Annotated in this window: 23 protein-coding genes; 8 read left to right on the top strand and 15 right to left on the bottom strand. The window is 60.2% G+C overall.

All coding sequences use genetic code 11. From position 1 onward, the window contains the following. Positions 1 to 180: 180 nt before the first annotated feature. Together glgX and PH558_RS00880 are read left to right on the top strand one after the other, a co-directional pair. Entirely contained in the window at positions 181 to 2151 is a 1971-nt protein-coding gene (gene glgX / locus PH558_RS00885; protein ID WP_285201815.1) for a glycogen debranching protein GlgX, read from the top strand. Positions 2152 to 2217: 66 nt separating this feature from the next. Further along, entirely contained in the window at positions 2218 to 2706 is a 489-nt protein-coding gene (locus PH558_RS00880) for a MaoC family dehydratase (RefSeq protein ID WP_095435821.1), read from the top strand. On the opposite strand, the gene PH558_RS00875 is transcribed toward PH558_RS00880, so the two are convergent. From PH558_RS00875 to PH558_RS00850, 6 genes are all read right to left on the bottom strand, one after another. Next, on the bottom strand, positions 2703 to 3251 hold the full coding sequence (locus PH558_RS00875; RefSeq protein WP_285201802.1) for a sarcosine oxidase subunit gamma: 549 nt from the start codon (positions 3249 to 3251) through the stop codon (positions 2703 to 2705). The two genes, PH558_RS00880 and PH558_RS00875, sit on opposite strands and share 4 nt — an antisense overlap. After that, positions 3244 to 6240 (bottom strand): sarcosine oxidase subunit alpha, encoded by a 2997-nt coding sequence (locus tag PH558_RS00870; RefSeq protein ID WP_285201800.1) that lies wholly within the window; start codon positions 6238 to 6240, stop codon positions 3244 to 3246. The genes PH558_RS00875 and PH558_RS00870 overlap by 8 nt, the downstream gene beginning before the upstream one ends. Then, positions 6237 to 6602 (bottom strand): sarcosine oxidase subunit delta, encoded by a 366-nt coding sequence (locus tag PH558_RS00865; protein WP_069613296.1) that lies wholly within the window; start codon positions 6600 to 6602, stop codon positions 6237 to 6239. The genes PH558_RS00870 and PH558_RS00865 overlap by 4 nt, the downstream gene beginning before the upstream one ends. Positions 6603 to 6617: 15 nt before the next feature. Beyond that, positions 6618 to 7037 carry a hypothetical protein gene (locus PH558_RS00860; protein WP_285201788.1) on the bottom strand — a complete coding sequence of 140 codons (420 nt, stop codon included), beginning with the start codon at positions 7035 to 7037 and terminating at the stop codon, positions 6618 to 6620. Continuing rightward, positions 7037 to 8290 (bottom strand): sarcosine oxidase subunit beta family protein, encoded by a 1254-nt coding sequence (locus PH558_RS00855; protein WP_285201781.1) that lies wholly within the window; start codon positions 8288 to 8290, stop codon positions 7037 to 7039. Before PH558_RS00855 ends, PH558_RS00860 begins: the two co-directional genes overlap by 1 nt. A 163-nt stretch (positions 8291 to 8453) precedes the next feature. After that, entirely contained in the window at positions 8454 to 8732 is a 279-nt protein-coding gene (locus tag PH558_RS00850) for a hypothetical protein (RefSeq protein ID WP_285201775.1), read from the bottom strand. Positions 8733 to 9082: 350 nt separating this feature from the next. Between PH558_RS00850 and rpsU the strand changes: the two genes are divergently transcribed. The 4 genes from rpsU (at position 9083) to PH558_RS00830 (ending at position 13500) form a co-directional block, all read left to right on the top strand. Then, positions 9083 to 9295, top strand: coding sequence for a 30S ribosomal protein S21 (gene rpsU / locus PH558_RS00845; RefSeq protein ID WP_004117638.1), 213 nt, complete (start codon positions 9083 to 9085; stop codon positions 9293 to 9295). Between the two features lie 138 nt (positions 9296 to 9433). Next, positions 9434 to 10309 carry a tetratricopeptide repeat protein gene (locus PH558_RS00840; RefSeq protein WP_095435827.1) on the top strand — a complete coding sequence of 292 codons (876 nt, stop codon included), beginning with the start codon at positions 9434 to 9436 and terminating at the stop codon, positions 10307 to 10309. A 210-nt stretch (positions 10310 to 10519) separates the two neighbouring features. After that, the gene (locus tag PH558_RS00835; RefSeq protein WP_285201764.1) at positions 10520 to 11590 is read left to right on the top strand and encodes an NAD(P)/FAD-dependent oxidoreductase; all 1071 of its coding nucleotides are present in this window, start codon (positions 10520 to 10522) and stop codon (positions 11588 to 11590) included. Between the two features lie 254 nt (positions 11591 to 11844). Further along, on the top strand, positions 11845 to 13500 hold the full coding sequence (locus PH558_RS00830; protein WP_095435829.1) for a sensor histidine kinase: 1656 nt from the start codon (positions 11845 to 11847) through the stop codon (positions 13498 to 13500). A gap of 36 nt (positions 13501 to 13536) precedes the next feature. Here PH558_RS00830 and PH558_RS00825 read toward each other — a convergent pair whose 3' ends face one another. From PH558_RS00825 to PH558_RS00800, 6 genes are all read right to left on the bottom strand, one after another. Further along, the gene (locus PH558_RS00825) at positions 13537 to 14931 is read right to left on the bottom strand and encodes an NAD(P)(+) transhydrogenase (Re/Si-specific) subunit beta (RefSeq protein WP_285202715.1); all 1395 of its coding nucleotides are present in this window, start codon (positions 14929 to 14931) and stop codon (positions 13537 to 13539) included. 10 nt (positions 14932 to 14941) lie between these two features. Beyond that, complete coding sequence (locus PH558_RS00820) at positions 14942 to 15340, bottom strand: NAD(P) transhydrogenase subunit alpha part 2 (RefSeq protein ID WP_095435830.1); 399 nt, start codon at positions 15338 to 15340, stop codon at positions 14942 to 14944. Between the two features lies 1 nt (position 15341). Then, positions 15342 to 16505: a Re/Si-specific NAD(P)(+) transhydrogenase subunit alpha gene (locus PH558_RS00815; protein WP_113408307.1), complete on the bottom strand. Its 1164-nt coding sequence runs from the start codon at positions 16503 to 16505 to the stop codon at positions 15342 to 15344. 110 nt (positions 16506 to 16615) lie between these two features. Further along, positions 16616 to 16840, bottom strand: coding sequence for an aa3-type cytochrome c oxidase subunit IV (locus PH558_RS00810; RefSeq protein ID WP_041677669.1), 225 nt, complete (start codon positions 16838 to 16840; stop codon positions 16616 to 16618). Between the two features lie 230 nt (positions 16841 to 17070). Beyond that, complete coding sequence (locus PH558_RS00805; protein WP_285201732.1) at positions 17071 to 19386, bottom strand: putative bifunctional diguanylate cyclase/phosphodiesterase; 2316 nt, start codon at positions 19384 to 19386, stop codon at positions 17071 to 17073. Positions 19387 to 19615: 229 nt separating this feature from the next. Next, the gene (locus PH558_RS00800) at positions 19616 to 20722 is read right to left on the bottom strand and encodes a TRAP transporter substrate-binding protein (RefSeq protein ID WP_095435833.1); all 1107 of its coding nucleotides are present in this window, start codon (positions 20720 to 20722) and stop codon (positions 19616 to 19618) included. Positions 20723 to 21011: 289 nt separating this feature from the next. On the opposite strand from PH558_RS00800, the gene PH558_RS00795 reads away from it, so the two are divergent. After that, positions 21012 to 21800: a gamma-glutamyl-gamma-aminobutyrate hydrolase family protein gene (locus PH558_RS00795; protein ID WP_285201724.1), complete on the top strand. Its 789-nt coding sequence runs from the start codon at positions 21012 to 21014 to the stop codon at positions 21798 to 21800. Here the strand turns inward: PH558_RS00795 and PH558_RS00790 are convergent, their stop codons facing one another. The 3 genes from PH558_RS00790 to PH558_RS00780 all read right to left on the bottom strand — a co-directional run bounded on the left by PH558_RS00790 (position 21801) and on the right by PH558_RS00780 (position 24461). Further along, the gene (locus tag PH558_RS00790; RefSeq protein ID WP_285201719.1) at positions 21801 to 22769 is read right to left on the bottom strand and encodes a 2-hydroxyacid dehydrogenase; all 969 of its coding nucleotides are present in this window, start codon (positions 22767 to 22769) and stop codon (positions 21801 to 21803) included. Between the two features lie 41 nt (positions 22770 to 22810). Then, positions 22811 to 23830, bottom strand: a complete 1020-nt coding sequence (locus PH558_RS00785; RefSeq protein ID WP_069613309.1) for a LacI family DNA-binding transcriptional regulator — start codon at positions 23828 to 23830, stop codon at positions 22811 to 22813. Between the two features lie 118 nt (positions 23831 to 23948). Continuing rightward, positions 23949 to 24461 carry a MarR family winged helix-turn-helix transcriptional regulator gene (locus PH558_RS00780; protein WP_113408311.1) on the bottom strand — a complete coding sequence of 171 codons (513 nt, stop codon included), beginning with the start codon at positions 24459 to 24461 and terminating at the stop codon, positions 23949 to 23951. Positions 24462 to 24547: 86 nt separating this feature from the next. Here PH558_RS00780 and PH558_RS00775 point away from each other — a divergent pair, with 86 nt between their 5' ends. Then, on the top strand, positions 24548 to 25339 hold the full coding sequence (locus PH558_RS00775) for a creatininase family protein (RefSeq protein WP_285201707.1): 792 nt from the start codon (positions 24548 to 24550) through the stop codon (positions 25337 to 25339). Positions 25340 to 25345: the final 6 nt, after the last annotated feature.

The following is a 25345-nucleotide window of genomic DNA, read 5'->3' as shown; positions in this document are numbered from 1 at the left end:
GCCCTCTCCCCGAGGGGAGAGGAGATTGTGCCATAAGGACCTTCTCCCCTCGGGGAGAAGGTGGATTTCGGTGATTGAGCAGAGCGAAATCGCCGAAAGACGGATGAGGGGGTTATCCGGGAACGACGGCAAATTGCATCACCTTCGTTCCAACGTCCGAAAATGGAAAGCCCGCGAGACATGTCCGAACCGACAACCCGCTGCCTTGGCGCCACCCCCACCGACTCGGGTGTCGAATTTGCTGTCTATTCCAGACACGCCGAGCAGATAGACCTCTGTCTGTTCGACGCCGAGGGCCACAAGGAAATCGCGCGGCTTCCGCTCACACGCGACGGCGATGAGCATCGCCTTTTCGTCAAGGAAGCAAGGGAAGGCGCGCGCTATGGCCTGCGCGCCCATGGCGCCTATGATCCTGATCACGGCCTGTGGTTCGACCCATCCAAGCTGTTGGTCGATCCCTACGCCAGGGAGCTCGATCGGGCGTTTCGTTACGATCCACGACTGGGTGTCTTCGGTGCCGATACGCAGGATCTGATGCCCAAGGCGATCGTCTCGCGCGATGTCGCCGTCAAGCCGACCAAACCTCTGTTTCAGCCAGGCGGCCTGATCTACGAAATTGCCGTCAAACCCTTCACCATGCTGCATCCGGATGTGCCGGCTGAGAAGCGGGGCACGTTCGGCGCCCTCGCCCATCCCGCCATCATCGCCCATCTCAAGCGCCTGCAGGTCGGCGCCGTCGAGCTGATGCCGATCACCGCATGGATCGATGAACGGCACCTGCCGCCGCTCGGCCTCACCAATGGCTGGGGTTACAATCCCGTCGCCTTCATGGCGCTCGACCCGCGCCTCGTACCCGCCGGCATGAAGGAGCTGCGCGAGACAGTCGCTGCCCTTCACGCCGAAGGCATCGCGGTCATCCTAGATCTCGTCTTCAATCATACCGGCGAAAGCGACCGCCAGGGCCCGACGTTATCCCTGCGCGGCCTCGACAACCCGACTTATTTCCGCCACCTGCCGGACCAGCCCGGAACGCTGGTCAACGATACCGGCACGGGAAACACCGTCGCCTGCGATCAATCGGCAACGCGAAAGCTCATCATCGATACCCTGCGCCATTTCGTGCAGAATGCTGGCATCGACGGCTTCCGCTTCGATCTCGCCACCGTGCTGGGACGCAACGGCAAGAGCTTCGATTCGGAAAGCATGACGCTGCGCACCATGCTGGCGGACGAGGTGCTGCGGGATCGAATCATGATCGCCGAACCCTGGGACATCGGTCCCGGCGGCTATCAGCTCGGGAATTTCCCGGCACCCTTTCTCGAATGGAACGACCGCGCCCGCGACGATCTGCGCCGCTTCTGGCGCGGCGATGCCGGCATCGGCGATCTGGCAACGATCCTTGCCGGCTCTTCGTCCATCTTCGGCCGTGACGGGCGCACGCAGACGCGCAGCGTCAACTTTCTCGCCGCCCATGACGGCTTCACACTGATGGACATCGTTTCCTACGAGAACAAACACAATGAGGCCAATGGCGAGAACAATCGCGATGGCCACAACGAGAACTTCTCCTGGAACAACGGCGTCGAAGGCAAAACGGACGATCCGTCGATCCAGCGCAAGCGCCGCGCCGATATCGAAGCCATGCTGTCGACGCTCTTTGCCACGCGCGGCGCTATCATGCTGACGGCAGGCGACGAAGGCGGGCGCAGCCAGCAAGGCAACAACAACGCCTACTGCCAAGACAATGCCATCACCTGGATGGACTGGAAGACGCTGGACGAGGAACTGATCGGCCATACTGCCTGGCTCGCTGGTCTGCGCCACCGTTTTACCGCCTTTGGCGACATGAATTTCTTCCGCGGCGATGGTGACGTGCTTTGGTTCTCCGGCGCAGGGACGCCGATGACGGTGCCGGATTGGGAAGCGCCCGGAGCGGCCGTGCTTGGCATGACGCTACAAACAGAGGATCGTGCAACGCACCGATCGACGCGGCTCGCCATAGTCTTCAATCGCGCAGCAGACGAACGCGCCGTCATATTGCCGGCTTCCGAGAGCGGCGGCTGGTCTGTATTGACGACAGCAGGCGAAACGCCAGCCGGAGAGCAGATCGCCATTCCCGCCCGCTCTGTCGCCTTCCTTCTGGAAAACTGAGGCGGTTGCACTTTCAATCCCGATTCGCCAGAAAGGGCTCTGACGACACAGACTGACGAGGACGGCATGCCCGGCGAAATTTCGCTTGTTGAGATCATGAAGCTTGCGGGAACGGAAATCGGCGTTTCCGACTGGATCACAGTCGACCAGACGATGATCGACACTTTTGCCGATGCGACGCTCGATCACCAGTTCATCCACGTCGATCCCGAACGCGCCAAGGCGGAAACGCCCTATGGCGGCACCATCGCCCACGGCTTCCTGACGCTCTCGCTGCTTTCAGCGATGAACTACAGCGCGTTGCCGAAAATCCACGAACAGACCCTGGGCATCAATTACGGCTTCGAGAAGATCCGCTTCATGTCCCCGGTCAAATGCGGCGCACGGGTGCGAGGACGTTTCACACTCGCCGAAACGCGGCTGCGTGGCGCCAATATGCTGATGCTGACTTATGACGTGACGGTCGAGATCGAAAACGAACGCAAGCCGGCACTGACTGCGACATGGACGACCATATCGCAGTTCGACCCGAAGGATCGGCCGGAAGAGGGTTAAAGGCCGGCATCCTCCGCACCTTCGGCCAGAAGGCCAAAAGCATAATCGGAGAAGGAGCGCCAAACCTCGACGCGGAATGTCTCCTCGTCGAGCCGCAGGATCACCACTTCCGCCTTGCCGAGCAGTGTGCGCGAGCAGGCGCTGGCGGGGAATGCGCTCAGCGACACATCCTGCGGGCAGCCGGCGGCAAGCGTCGCTTCCGCGCCTGGGCCGGACACGATGATGGCTGTATTGCGATGCGAGACATCGGTCGCCGAGTGCAACACGCCAGACGATCCAGCCACTCCGACCAGCTCGGCACCGCTTTCGTCGATGACAAGCCATTCGTCCGGGCCGAGCCACAGGATATGACGCCCATTGCCGCTGGCCGAAGTCTTCGGCCGGGTCGGCAGTTCCAGGCCAAGCGCCTGCGAAAGAGCGCCGACGGAATCGGCAGGCGCGCGCAGCGAAATGCGGCTTGCGGGGGCTGCGGGCGTCAACCGAACGGTCGAGGAGCCGCCGTGGCGACCGGCGAGCGGCAGTTTGCGGGTAGCGAGATCAGCCATTGATCCGGCCTCCTTCCTTGTCAAAGAACACCAGATCCGTCACCTCGACTGATATCGTCTTGTCTGGCATGGGCACATAGAGCGTCTTGCCCATGCGCTCGCGTCCGCCGGCAACGAGCGCGAAAGCGATGGAGCGGCCGAGATTCTCGGACCAATAGGCGGAAGTGACATGGCCAAGCATGGTCATCGGTTTCGGCTCATTTGGATCGGCGACGATCTGTGCGCCCTCCTCCAGCACCACCTTCGGATCGCGGGTGACGAGGCCAACGAGCTGCTTGCGGCCTTCCTTGACGAGATCCGGCCGCTTCAGGCCGCGAATGCCGACGAAATTGGTCTTCTTCTTGGAGACAGCCCAGGCAAGGCCCGCATCGTCGGGTGTCACTGTGCCATCGGTATCCTGGCCGACGATGATGTAGCCCTTCTCGGCGCGCAGCACGTGCATGGTCTCGGTGCCGTAGGCGCAGGCACCGAGCGGTTCGGCGCGAGCCCAGACGGCTTCCCATACCGACTGGCCGTAATCGGCCGGCACGTTGATTTCGTAGCCGACTTCACCGGTGAAGGAGACGCGGAACAGCCGCGCCGGCACGCCGCAAACCCTGCACTCGGCGACACTCATATGCGGGAAGGCTTCGTTGGACAGATCCTGGCCCTCGACGAGCGGCTCGATGACCTCGCGCGCCTTCGGTCCTTGGACCGCGATGACGGCCCATTGCTCCGTGGTTGATGTCAGCCACACCTTCAGATGCGGGAACTCGGTCTGCAGATAGTCTTCCATGTGATGCAGCACGCGCGGCGCACCGCCGGTCGTGGTGGTCACATGGAAGCGATCCTCGGCCAGACGTCCGACGACGCCGTCGTCATAAACGAAACCGTCCTCGCGGGTCATGATGCCGTAGCGGCAGCGGCCGGGCTTCAGCGTATCCCAGGCATTGGTGTAGATCAGGTTCAGAAATTCAGCCGCATCCGGCCCGACCACTTCGATCTTGCCGAGCGTCGAGGCATCGAACACGCCGGCCACTTCGCGCGCCGTGCGGCACTCGCGATTGACGGCCTGGTGCATGGTCTCGCCGGCGCGCGGATAGAACCACGCGCGCTTCCAGTTGCCGACATCTTCGAAGATCGCACTATGCGCCTCTTCCCAGGCATGCATCGGCGTCTTGCGAGCGGGATCGAAGAGAGAACCGCGCGAATGGCTGATGAGCGTGCCGTAGGTCACGGGCGTATAGGGCGCACGGAACGTGGTAAGACCGACCTGCGGAATATCCTTGCCAAGCATTTCGGCGGCGATCGCCAGCCCGTGCATGTTGGAAAGCTTGCCCTGATCGGACGCCATGCCGTTGGTGGTGAAGCGCTTGATGTGCTCGATGGAATGCATGCCTTCGCGCACGGCAAGACGAATATCCTTGGCGCAGACGTCGTGCTGGAAATCGACGAAAGCCTTCGCATTCGTGTCCGGCCCGGCGCCTTCAGCAGCCCCGATCATGCCGCCGGTCCACTCGAAAGCCTGTTCTGCATGGAGCTGGATCTTCTCTCCGCCATTGGTGCTGCCCGTGGCGCGTGCCATCAGCTCGCCGGCGGCCAGCGATTCCTCGATCGCCGCCTGCAGCCCATCCGTGCCGTTGCAGGCACCGACCGAAAGGCAATCCTGAACATAGGTGCCCGGCAGGAAACGCTGCTTCTCAGCATCGAATTTCAGCTTGCCGCGCGACTGCGAAAAGAGATGAACGGAAGGCGTCCAACCCGCCGAAACCAGCAGGGCATCCACCGGGATCTTGCGGGTGGCGGAGCTGCCGTTGCGCGAGACAGTCATGGAGGAAACGCGCAGCTTGCCTGAGGTATCGACGACGGCATAGTCGGTCATCACCTCGATACCGAGCCGCTTTGCTTCGGCGAGAACCGCCTCACCCGGACGCGCACGGCTGTCGACGATGGCGGCGATGGAGATACCGGCACGCTTGAGATCGAAGGCGGCCTCATAGGCTGAATCATGCGCCGTGTAGACACCGATCTTCGCGCCGACGGCGACGCCATAGTGGTTGAGATAGGCACGCGCGGCCGAGGCGAGCATGATGCCCGGACGGTCGTTATTCGGAAACACCATGTGGCGTTCGATGGCGCCGGTCGCAAGAATGGCGCGCTTGGCGCGGACCTGCCACAGGCGCTCACGCGGCAGATCACGCCCCGGCTTCGCCAGATGATCGGTCACACGTTCGGCCAGACCGAAGAAATTGTGATTGTAGTAGCCAAAGGCCGTCGTGCGGGTCAGCACCTGCACATTCGGCATCGCCTTGAGCTTGGCGAGGGTCACCTGCGCCCACTCATAGCCTTCCACACCGTCGATCTTGATGCCGGTATCGAAGCGAAGCGCGCCGCCGACCTCCGGCTGCTCATCGCAGAGGATGACCTTGGCGCCGGTTTCGGCAGCGGCAAGTGCCGCTGAAAGACCGGCAACGCCGGCACCGACGACGAGCACGTCGCAATGGGCATAGCGGCTGGCATAGTGATCCGGATCTTCTTCCGTCGGCGCGACGCCAAGGCCGGCGGCACGGCGGATGAAGGGCTCATAAATATGCTTCCAGGCCGACTTCGGCCACATGAAGGTCTTGTAGTAGAAGCCGGCGGCAAAGAAGGGCGACATCAGATTGTTGACGCCGCCGATATCGAAAGCGAGCGACGGCCAGCGGTTCTGCGACTGCGCCTTCATGCCGTCGAAGACTTCCTGCACGCTGGCGCGTACGTTCGGCTGACGCCGCGCCGCATCGCGCGAGATATCGAGCAGCGCGTTCGGCTCTTCGGCTCCGGCCGAAAGGATGCCGCGCGGACGGTGATACTTGAAGGACCGACCGACCAGATGAACGCCATTTGCAAGCAGCGCCGATGCGACGGTATCGCCTTCGAGCGCGGTATAGGTCTTGCCGTCAAAAGTGAAGCGAGCGGTTCTGGCCGGCGTCAGACGTCCCTTGCCCGCGATACGATTGGCGCCGCTCATTCAACGAATCCCTCTGTTTGTGCAGTCTGTTCTTGTTCGTTCTGTTGCTGCGCCGCCGGCTCGGAAGCGCCAGGCTTGAGCGTCGCCGGGTCGGGCTTCGGCTCGCCCGCCTTGTATGTTCGGTAGAAGTGATCGCTCACGGTATCGCGCGCCGCATTGAAGAAACGGCCGCAGCCATGGATGTGCCGCCAGCGCTCGAAGATCAGCCCCTTCGGGTTGTCGCGCAGGAAGAAATACTCCTCGAACTCCTCATCCGAAATCCCGGCAATATTGGCCGGCCGCACGATATGTGCGTCGCCTGCGTTGCGGAATTCGAGTTCCGAGCGCTCTTCCTCGCAATAGGGGCAGTAAATCAGCAGCATCGTTTTCTACCTGTGTTAAAGCTCGGAGCCTGTAAGGCTTGTGCCGGGAGGCTGCGCGCAAAGCTGCCGTCCCATGATGACGAAAGGTGTTATGCGCTTCAGCAGCGCCTCCAGCGATCCATAGCGCTTCAGCACGTTGGTCATCCCCAGATTGACCAGGCTCATGCCCAGCAGATCAGTGTCGATCGCAAACGCCCTGGTCGCCTCGGGTGTCTGGTCCGGCACGAAATAGACCGTTGGCTTATTCAGCACCTTGGCGCAGGCAATCACGCCGCTTTCGGCCACGAAGGGCCAGTCGGCCTCATCCTTTGCCTTGTGGATCACCTGCATGCGAAAATCCTTGACCCCCGGAATAAGATCGCTGACTTCGGTCGCGATCTCTCCGGCCGGCAGGGAAAGCCCTGCGGCAAGAACGATCCCAACCGCGGCCGGCATCAGTGTGCCACGGCGGCGGCCGCCGCCTCATCGATCAGGCGGCCGGTGCGGAAGCGATCCAGCGTCAGGCCGGCGTTGAATTTATGCGGCTCGTCGCGGGCAATCAGATGGGCAAAGAGATTGGCCGAACCCGGCGTCGCCTTGAAGCCGCCCGTGCCCCAGCCGCAATTGACGTAGAGCCCAGGCACCGGCGTCTTCGACTGGATTGCCGAACGGTCCGGCGTATTGTCGACGATACCGCCCCAGGAGCGCATCATCTTCACGCGGCGGAACATCGGGAAGAGTTCGCAGATCGCGTCGAGCGTATGGGTGATGATCTGCAGGCCACCGGTCTGGCTGTAGGAATTATACTGATCCGTGCCGGCGCCGATGACGAGCTCGCCCTTATCGGACTGCGAGATATAGGCATGCACGGTGTTCGACATGACGACGCAGGGAAAGATCGGCTTCAGCGGTTCGGAAACGAGCGCCTGCAGCGGGCTCGATTGCAGCGGCACGCGCACGCCGGCCATCTGCATGACGACGGTGGTATGACCGGCTGCAGAAACGCCGACCTTCTTGGCGCCGATGAAACCCTTACTCGTCTCGACGCCGGTAACGCGGCCATCAGGCCCGCGGCGAATGCCGGTCACTTCGCAATTCTGGATGATGTGCACACCGCGATCGGAAGCAGCGCGGGCAAAGCCCCAGGCAACCGCATCGTGGCGCGCCGTGCCGCCGCGGCGCTGCAGGGCGGCACCGTTGATCGGATAGCGCGCCATCTTCGAAATATCGAGTGGCGGACAGTAAGCCTTGGCCTGCTCGGGCGTCAGCCATTCATTGTCGATGCCATAGAGACGGTTGGCATGGATATGCCGCTTGAAGGACTGCTGGTCATGCACATTGTGCGACAGCATCATCACGCCGCGCGGGGAATACATGACGTTATAATTGAGATCCTGAGACAGCCCCTCCCAGAGCTTCATCGAATGCTCGTAGATGTGCATACTCTCTTCATAGAGATAGTTCGAGCGGATGATGGTCGTATTGCGGCCGGTATTGCCGCCGCCGAGCCAACCCTTTTCGATGACGGCGACATTGGTGATGCCGTGCTCCTTGGCGAGATAGTAGGCCGCACCCAGGCCATGGCCGCCGGCGCCGACGATGATGACGTCATACTCCTTGCGCGGCTCCGGCGAGGTCCATTGAGCCTCCCAGCCCTTGTGAGCCCGCATCGCTTCCCGTGCCACGGCAAAAACCGAGTATTTACGCATTCGCCCTCAACTCCTTCAGGCAAGACGCCCATCTTTATGGGGCATACAAATCGCAAATCCAAAACCGACACAACGGCTCTTTTGCGACGCATTAGGGACCGTCTTTCGACACGGTTAAAATTGCCAATCAGCCGAGTGGCCTACCCATGACTGCTTGGCAGATCTATTTGCGTTGCAGATGGCAGATCTTCACCCGCGCCCCGTCGCTATCCTTGCGCCAGATACATCCCTCATTCCGCGGCTTTCCCTTGTAAAGGTAAATTCTCGCCCGGTGTTTGTTGTCAAAGGTCTGATTGGAAAAATCGTGGCCGCCGACCCGCACATTCTTGCCAAAGCGGACTTCGCCGGCAGCGACAGGCGCGAGCGCCCCAGCAAGAACAATGAGGGCCAGTATGGTTGGCACAAACGGCCTTCCGACGACAGCAAAGCCGAGCGATTTCATAAGGTGATTCCCCTTGCTCCGAACCGTTGCTTCAGATGATGCAATCGCCGCAGCACACGAATGAATGTGATCCGACATACTCACATAAGCATGTCAATGTCGCAAAGATCGGGGTCGGCCTATGGCTTAATCAACAGCTTCGATGAAGCGTCACAGACGCGGCCGGCTGAATTCGGTACTCGACAACTAGCTTTTTCCTCTGCAAACTCACGATCTGGCTAGACTTTGACAAACCGATCTGCTATCTCGCCTAACCAATCGCAAGGCTGCGGCTGCGCGAACGTTATATTTTTGCCTCCTGGCGCTGCCGTCGCCGCTGGCATCAACCAAACCAAAGGAACGTGATTCTCGTGCAGGTACTTGTCCGCGATAACAATGTCGACCAGGCTCTCCGCGCTCTCAAGAAGAAGATGCAGCGCGAAGGTATTTTCCGCGAAATGAAGATGCGCGACTACTATGAAAAGCCGTCGCAGAAGCGTGCTCGCGAAAAGGCTGAAGCTGTTCGTCGCGTTCGCAAGCTTGCTCGCAAGCGCGCTCAGCGCGAAGGCCTTGTTGCCAAGTAATCGCCGTTTTTTCGACGTTTTCAGATGCATGTGTGGCGGGGGCGAGTCGTTCGCCGCCGCCTTTTTGATTTATTCTCTACGCAAATCGGATTAAATCAGAACAGCCTGATATGACGCATGGGGAAAGCGAACCCGATAATGGCAATGACGACTTCCGTAAAGTTCCGCACTTCGAATCTCTCCTTATTCGTTTCGAAGCGCGCCGCGGCTCTGCCTGCCTTGGCGATACTTGCCGCAATCAGCCTTTCGGGCTGCCAGACTGCCACGACAGATAACGTGATCCAGATCGACAAGGCGCAAGGCTCGTCCGAAAATATCGCCTCGCTGACGTCGGTCATCAATGCCAATCCGCAGGATCCGGAAGGCTACAATGTACGTGGCACGGCCTATGGCCGCGGCGGTGATTTCAACCGCGCCCTTGCCGACTTCAATCAGGCGATCCAGCTCAATCCGAAGTTCTATCAGGCCTATGCCAACCGCGCGCTCATCTATCGCAACATGGGCAAGCTGCCGGAAGCGGTTGCGGACTATAACGCGGCGCTGCAGATCAACGGCAATTACGATGTCGCCTATATCGGCCGCGGCAATCTCTACCGCCAAGCCGGCCGCGACAACGATGCCTTCAATGACTATTCGAAGGCCATCAGCCTCGGCACCACGGACGGCCGCGCCTATAACGGCCGTGGCGTGATCTACCAGAAGCGCAATCAGCAGGATAAGGCGATCGACGATTTCTCCAAGGCGATCTCGCTGTCGCCGAACTCGCCGGAGCCTTACAACAGCCGCGGTATCTCCTATCTCGCGCAGAACGACGACGACAATGCTTTTGCCGATTTCAACCATGCGATCGAGCTGAACAACAAGCTCGCCGAATCCTGGGCAAACCAGGCCTTCGTCTATGAGCGCAAGGGCGACAAGGCGAAAGCCCGCCGCTCCTATCAGCACGCGGTCAACCTCGATCCGAACTACCAGCCCGCCAGAGATGGCCTGGCACGCGTCGGCGCCGGCTCCTGATATAGAAGCATAGCGAAACGGAACATTCAGCCGCCGGCAATTCCTGCCCGGCGGCTTTCCTTTGCCTCGGCAAAGGCCAAGCGCATCGCGATCCTTCAATTCGCTTCTGGCGCTTTAGATCTTCGACTTTGTGCATGTCGCGCAAAACCGCTGCGCACTTTTGCGCGACATGCTGTAGTCTTGGCTTACCCATTCAAGCGAGACAAAGACATGCCCTCCCCACAAAAAGTCATCGTCGTCGGCGCCGGAATCATCGGTGCCTCCATTGCCTGGCATCTGAGTCGCAAGGGCGCATCCGTGACGGTGGTCGCTCAGAAGACCGGCGGCGTCGCAACTCCGAACTCCTTTGCCTGGATCAATGCGAGCTGGGGTAATCCGGAATTCTATTTCCAGCTTCGTCGCCGATCGATGGCCGAATGGTCGCGGCTACAAGACGACCTGCCGGGTCTTCCCTTGTCCTGGTGCGGTGGCCTGTCCTGGGATCTGCCCGAGGCGGAGCTCGACGCCTATGCAGCTCAGCACCATGGCTGGGGCTATGGCATACAGCCGGTCAACCGAGCGACGAGCGCGATGATCGAACCGAACCTCGCCAATCCGCCAGATTATGCCCTGCATGTTGCCGAGGAAGGCGCCGTCGAACCTGTTGCCGCCACCAAGCTGCTGCTGGAGGACGCCCGCAGTCGGGGCGCAAGGCTATTATCCGGCGTCGAGGTCAGGGGCTTGCTCAGAGAGGGCGAGCGTATTATCGGGATCGAAACGAGCGAAGGACCGATACTGGGCGATCATGTCGTTCTGGCCGCCGGTGCGGGCACGCCGGCACTTGCGGCCTCGGCGGATGTTCTCGTGCCGCTGGAAACGCCTCCAGGGCTTATCGTCCATTCCCGCCCTGTGCAGAAAATGCTGAATGGTCTGGTGATGGCACCGGAACTGCATTTGCGCCAGACGGCAGAAGGGCAAATCATCGCCGGCGGCGACTTCGGCGGCACCGATCCCGGCAGCGATCCACAAGCGGCAGCCGACGATCTTTTCGCCAGGGTCAAAACGACATTGAAAGGCGGCGAAGCACTGGAGCTTGATTTCTACACCATCGGCTATCGCCCGACGCCGAAAGACGGTCTTCCGGTTCTGGGTGGTGTCGGCGCGGCACCTGGCCTCTACCTCGCAGTTCTCCACTCCGGCGTCACGCTGGCGCCGCTCGTCGGCCTGCTCGCCGCGCAGGAAATCGTCGATGGTGGCGAAGCTCCCGAGCTAGCACCCTTCCGCCTCTCACGCTTTGCCTAGCTCGGACACAAGGCCTGTCACCGCAACTTCAGGGATGCATTGCCACAGTCGTAAATACCCGAGATCGCTTACGATTTCGCAATAATGACTTTTCAGATGTTGCAAGGAAAATTACCCAGCCCTAACATGGCGCTTCGCGAGCATGTAGCTCGATGATCTGGGCACGGGGGCGCTTGGCATGATGACCAATACCATTCTCTTCGCGTTTGCCAGCGCGTCGGACCCTTATGGAGGCACGATCGGTTGATCGCCCCATGAGGAAGCCGCATTTCCCGAAAGCGTCGATTGGTGCCTATCTGATCGCCATAGCCCTGGCGATTGCCTTGCCTATTCTCGCCTTCGTCGCGCTGCTTCTGGTCCAACTCGAGAATAATGAACGCGATGCTCTGAAGGGCGACACGGTTCAGGATGCGCAGGCGCTTTCGCGCGTCATCGATCGCCAATTGCAGGACATGGCGACGACGTTGCGCCTCCTGTCTTCCTCGCCGGAACTTGAGCGCAATGACATCGCCACCTTCTTCGCCCGCACGGAAACGGTATTGCGCACCGATTCGCTTTTCGTGCTGCTTATGGAAAAGGATGGCCAGCTCCGGCTGAATACCCGCTGGCCGCTCGGCAAGCCACTCGGCAAGACCGGCAACATCGCCGCGCTTCAATCGGCACTGAACTCCGGCCGCATCGAGGCATCCGATGTCTTCATAGGCTCGACCGCCCGCCGCTGGGTCTACAACGTCACCCTACCCCTCGAACATTCGCCAGCCGGCGCCGCTTTGGCGGTAACACAGGATGCCGACGAGCTGGCCAAGCTCGTGACGACGGAAGCTTTGCCCCCCGGCTGGTCTGCCGCCGTTCTGGACAAATCCGGACATGTCGTTGCCGCCGGTGGCCCAACGACCCTCGCCCCGGGCGACGCATTCAATAAGAACATCCTGCCGAAACTGATCGCATCCAGCGGCGTCTATCAGGATGACAAGGTCCTGCCGAACGCGGTGCTCGGTTATGCGCAAATCTCAGGCTGGTCCTGGAAGGCCGTCGTCTGGGGTCCGATCGCCTCTGCGCAGGCCTCGCTGATGAGCACCTGGCGCTTTCTGATTTATGGCGGCGTGACGCTGCTGCTGGTTGCGCTGATTGCGGTCTATGCCCTGGCGCGTCAGGTGCGCACCACCATACAGGATATTGCCGACATGGCGGATCGCATGGGTCGCGGCGAGATCGTGGCGCCGGTCGACACCAGCGTCATCGAGGCAAACCAGGTGGCTGTTGCACTTTCCAACGCATCCTTCGACCGCAGCGTCACCGAGGACCGGCTGCATTTCGTCATGCACGAGCTCGTCCACCGCACCAAGAATCTGCTGGCGCTCGCACAGGCAATGACGCGCCAGCTCGCACGGCAGACCGACAGCGTCGATACGTTCCAGCGAGCGGTCGCCGACAGGCTGGAAGGCCTGGCGCGCTCGATCGAGGTGCTGACCAGCGAACAATGGTCCGGCGTGTCGCTTCGCCGCGTGATCGACATCCATCTCGCGACTTTCCTGCAGGCACCTCAGCAACTCGACGTTCTCGGCAATGACTTCCTGCTGAAGCCGGAAGCGGTGCAGAATCTCGGCCTGGTCCTGCATGAGCTCGCCACCAATTCGGTCAAATATGGCGCGCTGTCCGCGCCGGAGGGCAAGATCACCATCGAATGGACGAACGAAGCTGCTGAAACCGGCACCAAGATTCGCTTCGTCTGGACCGAAAGTGGCGGTCCGCCGGTCAAGCCGCCGAGCGATACCGGCTTCGGCACCACCGTCACGAAAACCCATGCCGCGGCATCCTTCAGCGGCCATGTCGAGGTCGATTTCCGCCCGGCTGGCCTCGTCTGGATACTGACCGCACCACGCAGCATGATGGAACGTCAAAGGAACTGAGAACAGAAACACCGCTCTTGCGGGCGCAGCGGCAGCCTACTCGTTCATCGCCTTGACGATTTCCTCGGTCACTTTCTTCGCATCGCCGAGCAGCATCATCGTGCCGTCCTTGTAGAAAAGCGTGTTGTCGATGCCGGCATAGCCGGAGCCGAGCGAACGCTTGACGAAGAGGCAGGTTTTCGCCTTGTCGACGTCGAGGATCGGCATGCCGTAGATTGGCGACGTCTTGTCGTCGCGCGCCGCTGGATTGGTGACGTCGTTGGCGCCGATGACATAGGCGACGTCGGCCTGAGCGAATTCCGAATTGATGTCCTCGAGCTCGAACACCTCGTCATAGGGTACATTGGCCTCGGCGAGCAGCACGTTCATATGGCCGGGCATGCGGCCGGCAACGGGGTGGATGGCATATTTCACCTCGACGCCATGCGCCTTCAGTCTGTCAGCCATTTCGCGCAGCGCATGCTGGGCCTGTGCCACCGCCATGCCATAGCCCGGCACGATGATGACCTTGGATGCATTGGCCATCAGATAGGCGGCATCCTCGGCCGAACCGAGCTTCACCGTCTTGTCGGAATTGTCGGCCCCGCCCGAGGCCGTCTCGCCGCCGAAACCGCCGAGAATGACCGAAATGAAGGAGCGATTCATGCCCTTGCACATGATATAGGACAGGATCGCACCCGAGGACCCGACGAGCGCGCCGGTGATGATGAGCGCGAGATTGCCGAGCGTGAATCCGATGCCGGCGGCAGCCCAGCCAGAATAGGAATTCAGCATCGAGACGACGACGGGCATGTCGGCACCGCCGATCGGCACGATCAGCAGCACACCGAGAAGCAACGACAGCGCAACGATCGCCCAGAAGGCGAGATGGCTCTCGTTCACCGCCAGGCTGATGATGGAGACTACGATCAGCACGAGCAAAGCGGCATTGATGATATGGCGGTTCGGTAGCAGGATCGGCTTGCCGGACATGCGTCCGTCGAGCTTCAGGAAGGCGATGATCGAACCGGTGAAGGTGAGCGCGCCGATCGCGACACCGATCGCCATCTCGATACGGGCTTCCGTATGGATATGGCCGATCTCACCAATGCCGAAGGACGACGGTGTATAGAGCGCCGAAGCCGCTACGAGGACGGCCGCCAGCCCCACCAGCGAGTGGAAGCCTGCGACAAGCTGCGGCATCGAGGTCATCGGAATGACGCGCGCAATATAGGCGCCTGCCCCGCCGCCGATAGCAAGGCCCAGAACGATCAGCACGAAACCGCCGAAGGATGGCGTCGCCAGCACCAGCGTTGTGGCAATGGCAATGCCCATGCCGACCATGCCGTAGAGATTGCCGCGCCGGCTGGTGGCCGGATGCGACAGGCCGCGCAGCGCCAGGATGAACAGAACGCCAGAGACGAGATAGAGGAAAGCCGCGATATTGCTCAGCATGCCGCCCTCACTTGTCCTTCTTCTTGTACATCGCCAGCATGCGCTGGGTGACAAGGAAGCCACCGACGATATTAACCGAGACGAGAACCAGCGCCACGAAGCCGAAGCCCGTGGCAAGGCCGCTCGCCGAAATGCCCACGGCCAGCAGCGCACCGACGACGATGACCGAGGAGATGGCGTTCGTGACCGCCATCAGCGGCGTATGCAGGGCCGGCGTCACCGACCAGACGACATAATAGCCGACGAAGATCGCCAGCACGAAGATAGCCAGTTGGAAGACGAAAGGATCGATTGCTCCACCGGTTGCGGCACTGGCAACCTCCGGCGCCTGTGCTGCAGCGGCCGTAACGGCGGCAACGGCATCATTCAGTTGCTGGAGTGCCTGGTCCATTGCTTGGCTGGCCATCTCAGAGATCTCCCTTCTTGATCGTCGGCTGGTCGGGATCGACGAAATTCGGGTTCACGACCTCGCCGCCGTCGGTCAGCATCGTCGCCTTGATCAGCTCATCGGTGCGGTTGAGGGCAAGGCTCTTCGTATCCTTGTCGACCATCGTCTCCAGGAAGGTAACGAGGTTCTTGGCATAGAGGGCCGAGGCGCTGGCCGCGATCCGCCCGGCCATGTTGGGATATCCGACCACCTTGACACCCTCGACATCGGCGATCTTGCCGTATTCGGCCCCCTCGATATTGCCGCCGCGTTCGACCGCGAGATCGACGGCCACGGCGCCGGGGCGCATCGCCTTCAGCATGTCGCGCCCGACAAGGCGCGGCGCCGGCCGCCCCGGAATGAGCGCCGTGGTGATGACGATATCCTGCTTGGCGATGTGATCGGCAACGAGCGCCGCCTGCTTCGCCTGATACTCTTTCGACATTTCCTTGGCATAGCCGCCGGCAGTCTCCGCCGCCTTGAACTCTTCATCTTCGACCGCGATGAATTTCGCGCCGAGCGAAGCGACCTGCTCCTTCGCAGCCGGCCGCACGTCCGTCGCCGAAACGAGCGCGCCCAAGCGCCGTGCGGTGGCGATCGCCTGCAACCCGGCAACGCCAGCACCCATGACAAAGACCTTTGCCGCCGGAACCGTGCCCGCTGCCGTCATCATCATCGGCAGTGCCCGGTCATAGACGGCAGCAGCCTCGATCACGGCCTGATACCCTGCGAGATTGGCCTGCGACGACAAGACGTCCATCGACTGCGCGCGGGTGATGCGCGGCATCAGTTCCATGGCGAAGCTTGTCAGCCCTGCGCGCGCCATCTCGGCAAGAGCAGCCTCATTGCCATAGGGGTCCATGATGGCGATGACGATCGCGCCGCTCTTGTAGCCGGAGATCTCCCTGCTCGTCGGGCGTCTCACCTTGAGGATGACATCCGCCGCCTTCGCATCCTTGATAGAGCCGATCCGGGCGCCGATGGCTTCGTATTCGGTATCCGGAATGCGCGATAAAGTCCCCGCACCGGCTTCGATCACCACGTCGAAACCCAGGTTCTTCATCTTCTTTACCGTCTCGACGGAAGCCGCAACACGCGTCTCCTCCGCCACGCTTTCCTTGGCCACGAAAACCAGATTGCTCAACGACGACACCTCGCATCAGACGGCGCCGCTCCTGAATGCGGCGGCGCTGTAGCCTGCAGAATCATGGGAAAGCGCGGGCGATCGGCCCGGCATCGATCAGCGCTGCAATATCAGCGCAACAGGACGACGCTGGCGATGGTCAGAACGATGAATATCAGGACGCCGCCGAGGAAACCGGCATGACCAAAGAAACCCGCCGCCATGGCGATCAACAATGCGGCAACGATCGCAGACCCGACCTTGGCGCCCGAGATGAAAAGATTATAGGTCTTCTCATGCTCCTTATAGTCCATGGGAGCACCCACTTCGGCGGGTCCAGTATGATGTTCGGCCATTCAGAATTCTCCCCTCAATCCTCTCCGCCGACAGACGATATAACTGCCAGCTGGAGCTCGTCCTCAAAAGTTGTAACAATCCGCAACGGGACCACCGCAACCAATTTCCTCTACCGAGGGGTTACACAAAGCGGGGAAAAATGCAATGCACGAGAAGGTCGCAGGCGTGCATAGGCTGACGGAATCGCCGGCGGATTTCGAATACGGCCGGATCGAAACGAAGACCCCGGCTAGGTCGTGACATCGGACGGCAAGATTCTGCCCGCGCCCGGCTGCCGCCGGTTGAGACTGGCCACTTTCTCGACGACCTGTTCCTGCGGCACCGGCGGCGAAAATACATAGCCTTGGATGATATCCGCCAGGTTCCGCTCGACGACCAATGCCAGCTGCTCCAGCGTCTCGACACCTTCGATCACGATATGAAGGCTGAGTGCGCGGGAAAGATCGACGATACCGCATAGCAGCTTGAAACGGCGGCTATCCGTCGTGATGTCACGAACGAACGACCGATCGATCTTCACGACATCCACAGGCAGCGTATCGAGATAGCTGAGGCTGGAAAACCCCGTTCCGAAATCGTCGATTGCAATCGTGATGCCTTTGGCACGCAGATCAGCGAGGATGGAGCGAACAGTCGCCACCTCATCCATCAGGCAACTTTCAGTAACCTCGAGATGCAGGCGGGATGGCTCCAATCCTGACGTATCAAGCGCCGCCATGACGATTTTGACAATCTCACCATTGCGCAGATCCTGTGCCGAGAGATTGACGGAGACTGCGAGCGGCGCAGGCCATGAAGCGCAATCCTTGCAGGCCTGGTTGACCATGAAGCGAGTGATGCCGGCAACGATGCCCATCTCCTCGGCAACCTGCACAAAAAGATCGGGCGGGATCGAGCCCTTTTCCGGATGAATCCAGCGTGCAAGCGCCTCGCAGCATTCGATGCGGGAGCCATCCGGCGTGAACATCGGCTGATAGACGGCCTGAAGCCTGCCGGTTTCCACCGCCTCGCGCAAATCATCCTTCAGCTTCTGTCGCTCGACATAGCGTGCGTCCATCTCCTGCTCGAAGGCACTGCAGCCGCCCTTCAGCCGCGATTTGGCATCGAAAAGCGCGAGATCGACCTTGATCTGCCACTCCTCCGGGCGAAACTCACGGCTGGACATGGTCATGTATCCGCCGCTGACAGAAATCCGGAAACTGCTGTCTTCCACGCTGTAGGTGCCGGCCATTGCCGCATGCAGGGTGCGGATGCGGGCATCGACATCCGGGAAATCGTCTTCATTCGGAAAAAACAGCACGAATTGATCGCCGACAAGACGAGCGGCAATCGCTGCGGTGCCGGCAAGCTGCTTCACGCGCTCGGCTATGGCGACCAGCAGGCGATCCCCGGCGACATGCCCTTTGGTATCGTTGACGTGCTTGAAGTCATCGATATCGAGGACCAGAATCCCGATGCGGCTTTCCCGCTTGCGCGCAGCCAGCCTCTCCTTGACCAGATCCATGAAATATTCGCGATTCGGCAGCCCCGTCAAAGGGTCGTAGCGCACCATATGCAGGATCTTGCGCTCCGCTCGAATACGCACCGTCACGTCTTCGAAAATCAGAATCACGATCCCGTCCGCGCGGCGGCTGGCCGAAAATTCCAGGAACTGATCCTCGTTGAATTGAATGAGCGTTCGCGACAGCGTGCCGCTGACGAGCTGTGCCAGCTGCCGCTGGATGAGTCCGGGCAGCGATCCGTCGATGAAGGCGTGGCGCGCGCCGTAGCGTAGAACGACATCGAATTCGCAGTCCTTGAGCCGCTGCGGATCGGCAAAATTCAGGAGCTCGCATGCCTTGCGATTGACGACCAGAATGCGGTTCTGGGCATCCAGCATGAACAGCCCGTGCGTCATGCTGTTTAGCGCAGTGTCGAACCTGTCGGCCATCAGCGATATCTCGCGCGAAGCGATGATGTTCCGGTAGAGAAATTCGCGCATGCCATTCGCCATTGCGCGTGTCGTCAGCCCGAACGGAATGAGCATGAGGGAGGCGATTGCCTTGTAAGGCTGCTGCAACAGCAGACAGGCAATGATGATCGGCACGCAGCAGCCCAGAATCTGAAGATCGACCGCCCGGGGCGAACCATAGTTGCGGCCGACAATCGACACCATCGACGCCATCGTGACGGCGACGCAGATGAATTCCGCCAGCGGATTCTGCAGGATGAGGATGGCATAGCCGCTGCCGATGCCGAGGATCGCTGCCGTCGCCGCCGCGCCGATCGCATAGCGCGTTTCCCAGCCGGCAATATCGGCGCGCGTAAGATCATTCTTGTCCGCGGCGTCGAACAGTTGGAACAAATGGATGCGTAAGCCAAAGACAACCGCAAAAGCCACGCAAAAGACTAGATAGATGCCGGCATGCGTGCTCAGGAAAACGAGGGTATATGTCAGGATGTGAACGAACACGCCCGTAATGAGCGTTTTGCGATTTCCGAAAAGCGAACTGACGAACGACAGATAAACATCCGTCGGCACGGTGTCCGGGCTTGGAGGCTTCATTCAGACTTCCCCTGATGCGGCGGACACCCTAGTGGAAACCCTTTAAAATTTACTTGCCCGAACAGAGCCCATTCGGACAGCTTTTCCAATCAAGCGGCAGCTTAAGTTGAAGCAGGATTATGATCAGCACTGCACTGGCGTAATGATTCTCAGTTCCCCGTAAGGCGAATATAATATTTAAATCACTAATAAAGAAAACGATATATCTCAAAAGACTTATGAAATACGATTACAGCTTCCCCGCCCGCTGCTGGATCATCATGAAGGTATCAAAAGTATACTCGGAAAGCTGCATCCAAAGATAGGCATCTTTCTTGTAGGCGACCTGATCCTCATAGATGCGCTTGAAATAATCGTTTGATTTGGAGAGATCGGCATAAAGCGCGCTGGCTGCCTGGAAGCAGGCCTCCATGATCTCCTGGCTGAAAGGTCTGAGCGTCACACCCTGCTGGACGATATCCTTCAGCGCCTGGGGATTTTTGACGTCGTATTTCGCCAGCATGTTGGTGTTGGCGAAGGCGCAGGCGTCGCCGAGAATTGCCTGATAGCTTTTCGGCAGGGCATTCCATTTTTCCAGATTGAAGAAGGCATGCACCACGGCGCCGCCTTCCCACCAGCCGGGATAATAATAGTATTTGGCGATCTTCTGCAGACCGAGTTTCAGGTCGTCGTAGGGGCCAACCCATTCGGCCGCATCGACCGTGCCCTTGCTCAGCGCATCATAGACACCGTTGACCGCAATATCCTGCTGCGGGACAACCCCGATCTTCTCGATCACCTTGCCGGCCAGGCCGGCGATACGCATCTTCAGACCCTTGAGATCGTCGAGCGTATTGATTTCCTTGCGAAACCAACCACCCATCTGCGCGCCGGTGTTGCCTGCTGGAAGCCCTAAGATGCCCTGGGTCGCATAGAACTCGTTCATCAGCTTATTGCCGTTGCCCTGGTAGAACCAGGCATTGGTCAGCCGGGCATTGAGGCCGAATGGCAGCGCCGTGCCGATGGCATAGGTCGGATCTTTTTGCCAGAAATAATAGGAGCAGGTGTGCGCGGCATCGACGGCGCCGGCACTGACCGCATCGGCAGCCTGTGCACCAGGAACGATCTCACCGGCCTCATAGGTCTGGATGACGAAATTGCCGTTGGTCGCATCGGAAACATGCGCGGCAATATCTTCCGCGCCGCCATAGATCGTATCCAGGCTCTTGGGGAAGGAGGAGGTCATCTTCCAGGTGATCTTCGGATATTCCTGGGCAAGGGCCGGGCTCGCAAGCGCGGAAGCGGCAGCACCTGCGCCAACAGCTCCTGCCCGCCTGATGAAGGAACGGCGATCCATCGAATTCTCCCATACGGACGGCATTACTGGGGAACGGCGCGTCCCCGTCACGGCGCAAGCGATGGAGCTAACCATGCCGCACCCGGTCTTTCAAGTTTGCTCTTGCACCGCATTATGGCGATTCCTGTACATCGGCGTAGCGAGCCGACACAAAGCCTTGTGAAAACCTCTGCGCGTTGCCGGCCGGGCCGTATTCGCGTAAGTTCGCAAGGCGCAAGTCGCCCTCGGATCGACATCATGATCGTCCAGAGGTCCAATGAACAAATGTCTGCAGCCTTCGGAGCCTTGCATGCCCAGACCGATCATCGCCATTCCCGCCGATATCCGCGAGTTCGATGGCACCAGCTGGCATGCGGTGCAGCTGCAATATGTACGCGCTGCCGTGAAGGCTGCGGGATTGATGGCGCTGATCGTTCCCGCACTTGAGTATGATAATGATGCCGACGCCATTCTGGACAGGGTCGACGGGCTGCTCGTTTCCGGTTCGGCGACCAATGTGCATCCGTCTCTCTATGGAAAAGAAGCAAGGTATAGCGATGGCCCCTTCGATCCGGCGCGCGACGCGACTTCGCTGCCGCTCATCCGCCGCGCCATCGACCGGGCCATTCCGATGCTCGCTATCTGCCGCGGCATTCAGGAACTGAATGTTGCCCTTGGCGGCACGCTTGCCAGCGAAATCCAGGACCAGCCGGGCATCTGGGATCACCGCAAGCCGCCGAATGTCGATCGTGATACGATGTATTCGATCCGCCAGAGCGTCTTTGTCAAGGAAGGCTCCTGCATCGCCCGTGTCGTCGGGTCAGGTGAAGTGCGTGTCAATTCGCTGCATCGCCAGGCGATCGCCGATACCGCGCCGAGACTGCAGGTGGAAGCGCTGGCCGAGGACGGCACGATCGAAGCCGTTTCCGTTATCGGAGCCAAGGCCTTTGCCGTCGGCGTGCAATGGCATCCGGAATATTGGGCGGAGACAGATTCGCCGTCGCTGAAGCTCTTCACCGCCTTCGGCGATGCCGTGCGCGATTATGCTGCGAGCAAGGAGCGGCCCGCACTCGCTCCGTATCCGCAAAAAGCCATATGATCAGCCGCGCGGCTTAACCGGCGTTTCCGGCACCGGCGTCACAGGCTCACCCTTAGCGAACCATGCGATGATGTTGTCGGCAACGAGATCGGCCATGGCATCGCGCGTCGGCACCGAGGCCGAGGCCACATGCGGCAGCAGCGAAACATTCGGCAGCGAGAGATATCCGGCCGGGACATTCGGTTCGTCGTAGAAGACGTCGAGGCCGGCAGCACCCAGCGTGCCGTTGCCGAGGGCTGTTATCAGCGCGTCGTCATCGACGGACCAGCCGCGGCCGACATTGATGAACACGCCCTGCGGCCCGAGCGCCGAGAGGATGTCTGCGTTAATGACCTTATGCGTCTCCGGCGTCTTCGGCACGATCGAAATCAGCGTATCCACCGACTGCGCCATCTCCTTCAGCGTCGGGTAGTAATCGTAAGGCAGGGAGTCGCGCGGCGTACGGGTGTGATAGCCGATCTTCACCTTGAACGGCTCCAGCCTTCTCGCGATTTCCAGGCCGATACGGCCAAGGCCATTGATGCCGATGCGGCGTCCCTTCATGGAAAAGGGCGAGAGCGGGAAGGCTCCCTCCTTTGCCCAGCGCCCCTCGCGCAGCCAGCTTTCCGCCTTGGGAAACTGTCGCAGCGTGTTCAACAGCAGGGCGATCGCGGTATCAGCAACCTCGTCATTCAGGACATCAGGCGTATTGGCGACGACAATGCCCTTGGAGGCAGCGTGCTTGACGTCGATGCCGTCATAGCCGACGCCGAAATTGGCAATAACTTCGAGCTTGGGAAAGGCATCGATCCAGCCGGCATCGAAGCCACCCGCAACGGCAACGCCGCGGATGCGAGCCGCGGTTTCCGCATCGACCTTCGGGCCGCCATCGCGTTCGACCGAAACGATATCGAACTGCTTCCCGAGCCTTTCGAGGACACGCGGGTGTATCTTCCCCGGAACGAGGACGGCGATGCGATTATCGGACATGGATCTTTCCTCTTGAGAGACAGTTCGGCGCCGAACCGCTATTAGCGGGCTTTATAAGGCGCCGTCGATTGGCGGATGCGCATTTCCGGCTTGATTAGATGGATACCATCCGGCTCATGGCTTCCCGCCAGCCTATCCAAAAGCGCGCGTGCTGCAAGCCTTCCGACCTCGGCCTGACCGTTCCAGACGGTGGTCAGCGCCGGCGTTGCGATCGCCGCCTCCTCCAGATCGTCATAGCCGGTGACCGAGATGTCTCGCCCGGGAACGAGACCGGCGCGTGAAATGCCGTTCATGAGACCGATGGCGACCAGATCGTTCCAGCAGACGGCGGCCGTTGGCTTCTGCGGCAGCGACAGGAAATGCACAGCCGCCTCAAAGCCGCCCTGCTTGGAGCGGGCGCCGGGAATGCGCAGATTGGGATCGACTTCGATGCCCGCCTTGCGCAGCGCATTCACGTAGCCCTGGTAGCGGTCGCGGCCAGTCGAGGTCTGATCGGTGCCGCCGATCATGGCAATGGAGCGGTGGCCAAGGCTGATCAGATGGTTGGTCGCAAGCGAGATGCCGTAGCTGTCGTCGCCTCGAAAGGTCGGCAGATCCAGCGCTTCGATCTGTCGCGCGACGAGGATGGCCGGCATGCCGTTTTCTTCCGCCAGCTCGAAATCTTCAGGCGGCGTTCCGATCGCCGGCGACATGATGACGCCATCGCCGCCGAGCTGCAGCAGCGTCTCGATGAAGGTTCGCTGCTTTTCGACCGAATCATAGTGATTTGAGAGGATGAAGGTGTGGCGGCTGCGATCGAGCTCGCTTTCGATTGCCTTCAGGATTTCTCCATAGAAGGGGTTCATGATGTCATGAACGACGACACCGATGATGCCCGACCGCGATGTCCTGAGGCTCGCCGCGCGGCGATTGTAGATATAGCCCAACGCGCGGGCCTGATCCTTTATCTTCTCGCGCGTGTTGACCGCAACCAATGGGCTGTCGCGTAAGGCCAGAGATACCGTTGCCGTTGAAATGCCGAGCGTTTCAGCAATAGTAGAAAGCTTTATCTTTTGCGCCACGCGCGCCCTCCCCGTGAAACGCAGCCGTAACATATTCCGATCGTTTTACGATTCCGGAATTTAAAATCTTTAATTAAAAGCTTTAATCACGCCGCGCAACACGAATTCTTGAGGATTCTCAGAATTCGTCATCATCCTCATCATCATCGCCGGCCTGGAGATTATGCTCGATTGTCTTGAGCAGCCGGACAAGCGAGCGGATATCTTTTTCCGAGAAGCCGCGGGTCGCTAGCTCATCGCAGCTCGCGGCCGAACTTTCAATCTCGCTGACGCTGTTTCGACCTGCTTCGGTCAGATAGACCTTGGTCAGGCGGGCATCGTCCGCATCCGGCCGCCGTTCGACGAAGCCTTGCGCCTCCATGCGCCCGATCGTACGCGTCATCGTCGGCGCCTTGACGCCGAGCTTTTGCGCCAGCGTACCGGCCGGAAGACCATCACTTGCCGCGAGCGCAAGAATGACACCGTCCTGCCCGGCGTAAAGGCCGCTCGCCGTCAGGCTGCGCGTCATCACCGTGCGCATGGACCGCGCCGCCTGCGTCAAGGCCGGCGACAGATCGGCAAGCGTGTAGTCCCGGTGATCCTTCTTCTTACCTGACTTACTTTTCTTCCCGACCTTGTTCTTTTTGCCCATCGTGATTCCGTTGACCTTTTCGCCGCTAAGTCATCACGCTATGACATTGCGCAGGTTACTGACATAAACAAGAGGTACATCCTCAGATGGCGCATCCTTTGCCATGTTTCGATGACAATGATGAAACATTGACGCTCGAAGAGCGAAGAAAATGGATCGCCGTACTGCCACTTGGCGCCTATGAGCAACACGGCCCGCATTTGCCGTTCGAAACCGACGCACTCATCGCGGAAGGAATCGTCTCGCGTCTCAAGGTTGCCTTGCCGGCAAACCTCCCGGTCACGTTTCTCGCCGTCGAGCCGGTGGGCTATTCGATCGAGCATATGGATGTCGCCGGTACCCGGACGCTGGCTTTTGACGAAGCTGTTCTGCGGTGGCTCGGCATTGCCGAGCAGATGAACAATCTCGGCATCCGCAAATTCGTCATGCTGAATGCCCATGGCGGCAACTCGCCGCTGATGACCATCGTCGCAACGGAAGCGCGTGTGCGCTTCAACATGCTGGCGGTTGCCACCAGCTGGACGCGTTTCGGCGTGCCGGACGGGCTGATCGCGCCCGAGGACAAAGCCATCGACATTCACGGCGGCGATATCGAGACATCGGTCATGCTTGCCCTGCATCCGGAAAAGGTTGACATGCCGAAGGCGGCAAACTTCCCGTCACGGCAATCGGAGTTCATCAAGGGCTTCAAGCATCTGCGCGCCTATGGACCTCACGCCTTCGGCTGGAAAATGGCCGATCTGAGCAGCCAGGGTGTGGCCGGCAACGCGGCCGTGGCCACGGCGCAAAAAGGCGAGCGGCTGATCGCACATGCCGTCAAGGGCCTCATCGAGCTGCTGGAAGATATAGACAGCTTCGACATGTCGATGCTGTCATGAGCACGC

It is taken from the genome of Rhizobium pantanalense (assembly GCF_030182525.1).
Taxonomy (GTDB): Bacteria; Pseudomonadota; Alphaproteobacteria; order Rhizobiales; family Rhizobiaceae; genus Rhizobium.
This window is presented reverse-complemented; position numbering and strand designations above follow the sequence as displayed.

Bases quoted from the DNA above. Each gene is read 5' to 3' on its own strand.
- glgX (WP_285201815.1), top strand. From the start codon at position 181: ATGTCCGAACCGACAACCCGCTGCCTTGGCGCCACCCCCACCGACTCG.
- PH558_RS00880 (WP_095435821.1), top strand. From the start codon at position 2,218: ATGCCCGGCGAAATTTCGCTTGTTGAGATCATGAAGCTTGCGGGAACG.
- PH558_RS00875 (WP_285201802.1), bottom strand. From the start codon at position 3,251: ATGGCTGATCTCGCTACCCGCAAACTGCCGCTCGCCGGTCGCCACGGC.
- PH558_RS00870 (WP_285201800.1), bottom strand. From the start codon at position 6,240: ATGAGCGGCGCCAATCGTATCGCGGGCAAGGGACGTCTGACGCCGGCC.
- PH558_RS00865 (WP_069613296.1), bottom strand. From the start codon at position 6,602: ATGCTGCTGATTTACTGCCCCTATTGCGAGGAAGAGCGCTCGGAACTC.
- PH558_RS00860 (WP_285201788.1), bottom strand. From the start codon at position 7,037: ATGCCGGCCGCGGTTGGGATCGTTCTTGCCGCAGGGCTTTCCCTGCCG.
- PH558_RS00855 (WP_285201781.1), bottom strand. From the start codon at position 8,290: ATGCGTAAATACTCGGTTTTTGCCGTGGCACGGGAAGCGATGCGGGCT.
- PH558_RS00850 (WP_285201775.1), bottom strand. From the start codon at position 8,732: ATGAAATCGCTCGGCTTTGCTGTCGTCGGAAGGCCGTTTGTGCCAACC.
- PH558_RS00840 (WP_095435827.1), top strand. From the start codon at position 9,434: ATGGCAATGACGACTTCCGTAAAGTTCCGCACTTCGAATCTCTCCTTA.
- PH558_RS00835 (WP_285201764.1), top strand. From the start codon at position 10,520: ATGCCCTCCCCACAAAAAGTCATCGTCGTCGGCGCCGGAATCATCGGT.
- PH558_RS00830 (WP_095435829.1), top strand. From the start codon at position 11,845: ATGAGGAAGCCGCATTTCCCGAAAGCGTCGATTGGTGCCTATCTGATC.
- PH558_RS00820 (WP_095435830.1), bottom strand. From the start codon at position 15,340: ATGGCCAGCCAAGCAATGGACCAGGCACTCCAGCAACTGAATGATGCC.
- PH558_RS00810 (WP_041677669.1), bottom strand. From the start codon at position 16,840: ATGGCCGAACATCATACTGGACCCGCCGAAGTGGGTGCTCCCATGGAC.
- PH558_RS00805 (WP_285201732.1), bottom strand. From the start codon at position 19,386: ATGAAGCCTCCAAGCCCGGACACCGTGCCGACGGATGTTTATCTGTCG.
- PH558_RS00800 (WP_095435833.1), bottom strand. From the start codon at position 20,722: ATGGATCGCCGTTCCTTCATCAGGCGGGCAGGAGCTGTTGGCGCAGGT.
- PH558_RS00795 (WP_285201724.1), top strand. From the start codon at position 21,012: ATGCCCAGACCGATCATCGCCATTCCCGCCGATATCCGCGAGTTCGAT.
- PH558_RS00790 (WP_285201719.1), bottom strand. From the start codon at position 22,769: ATGTCCGATAATCGCATCGCCGTCCTCGTTCCGGGGAAGATACACCCG.
- PH558_RS00780 (WP_113408311.1), bottom strand. From the start codon at position 24,461: ATGGGCAAAAAGAACAAGGTCGGGAAGAAAAGTAAGTCAGGTAAGAAG.
- PH558_RS00775 (WP_285201707.1), top strand. From the start codon at position 24,548: ATGGCGCATCCTTTGCCATGTTTCGATGACAATGATGAAACATTGACG.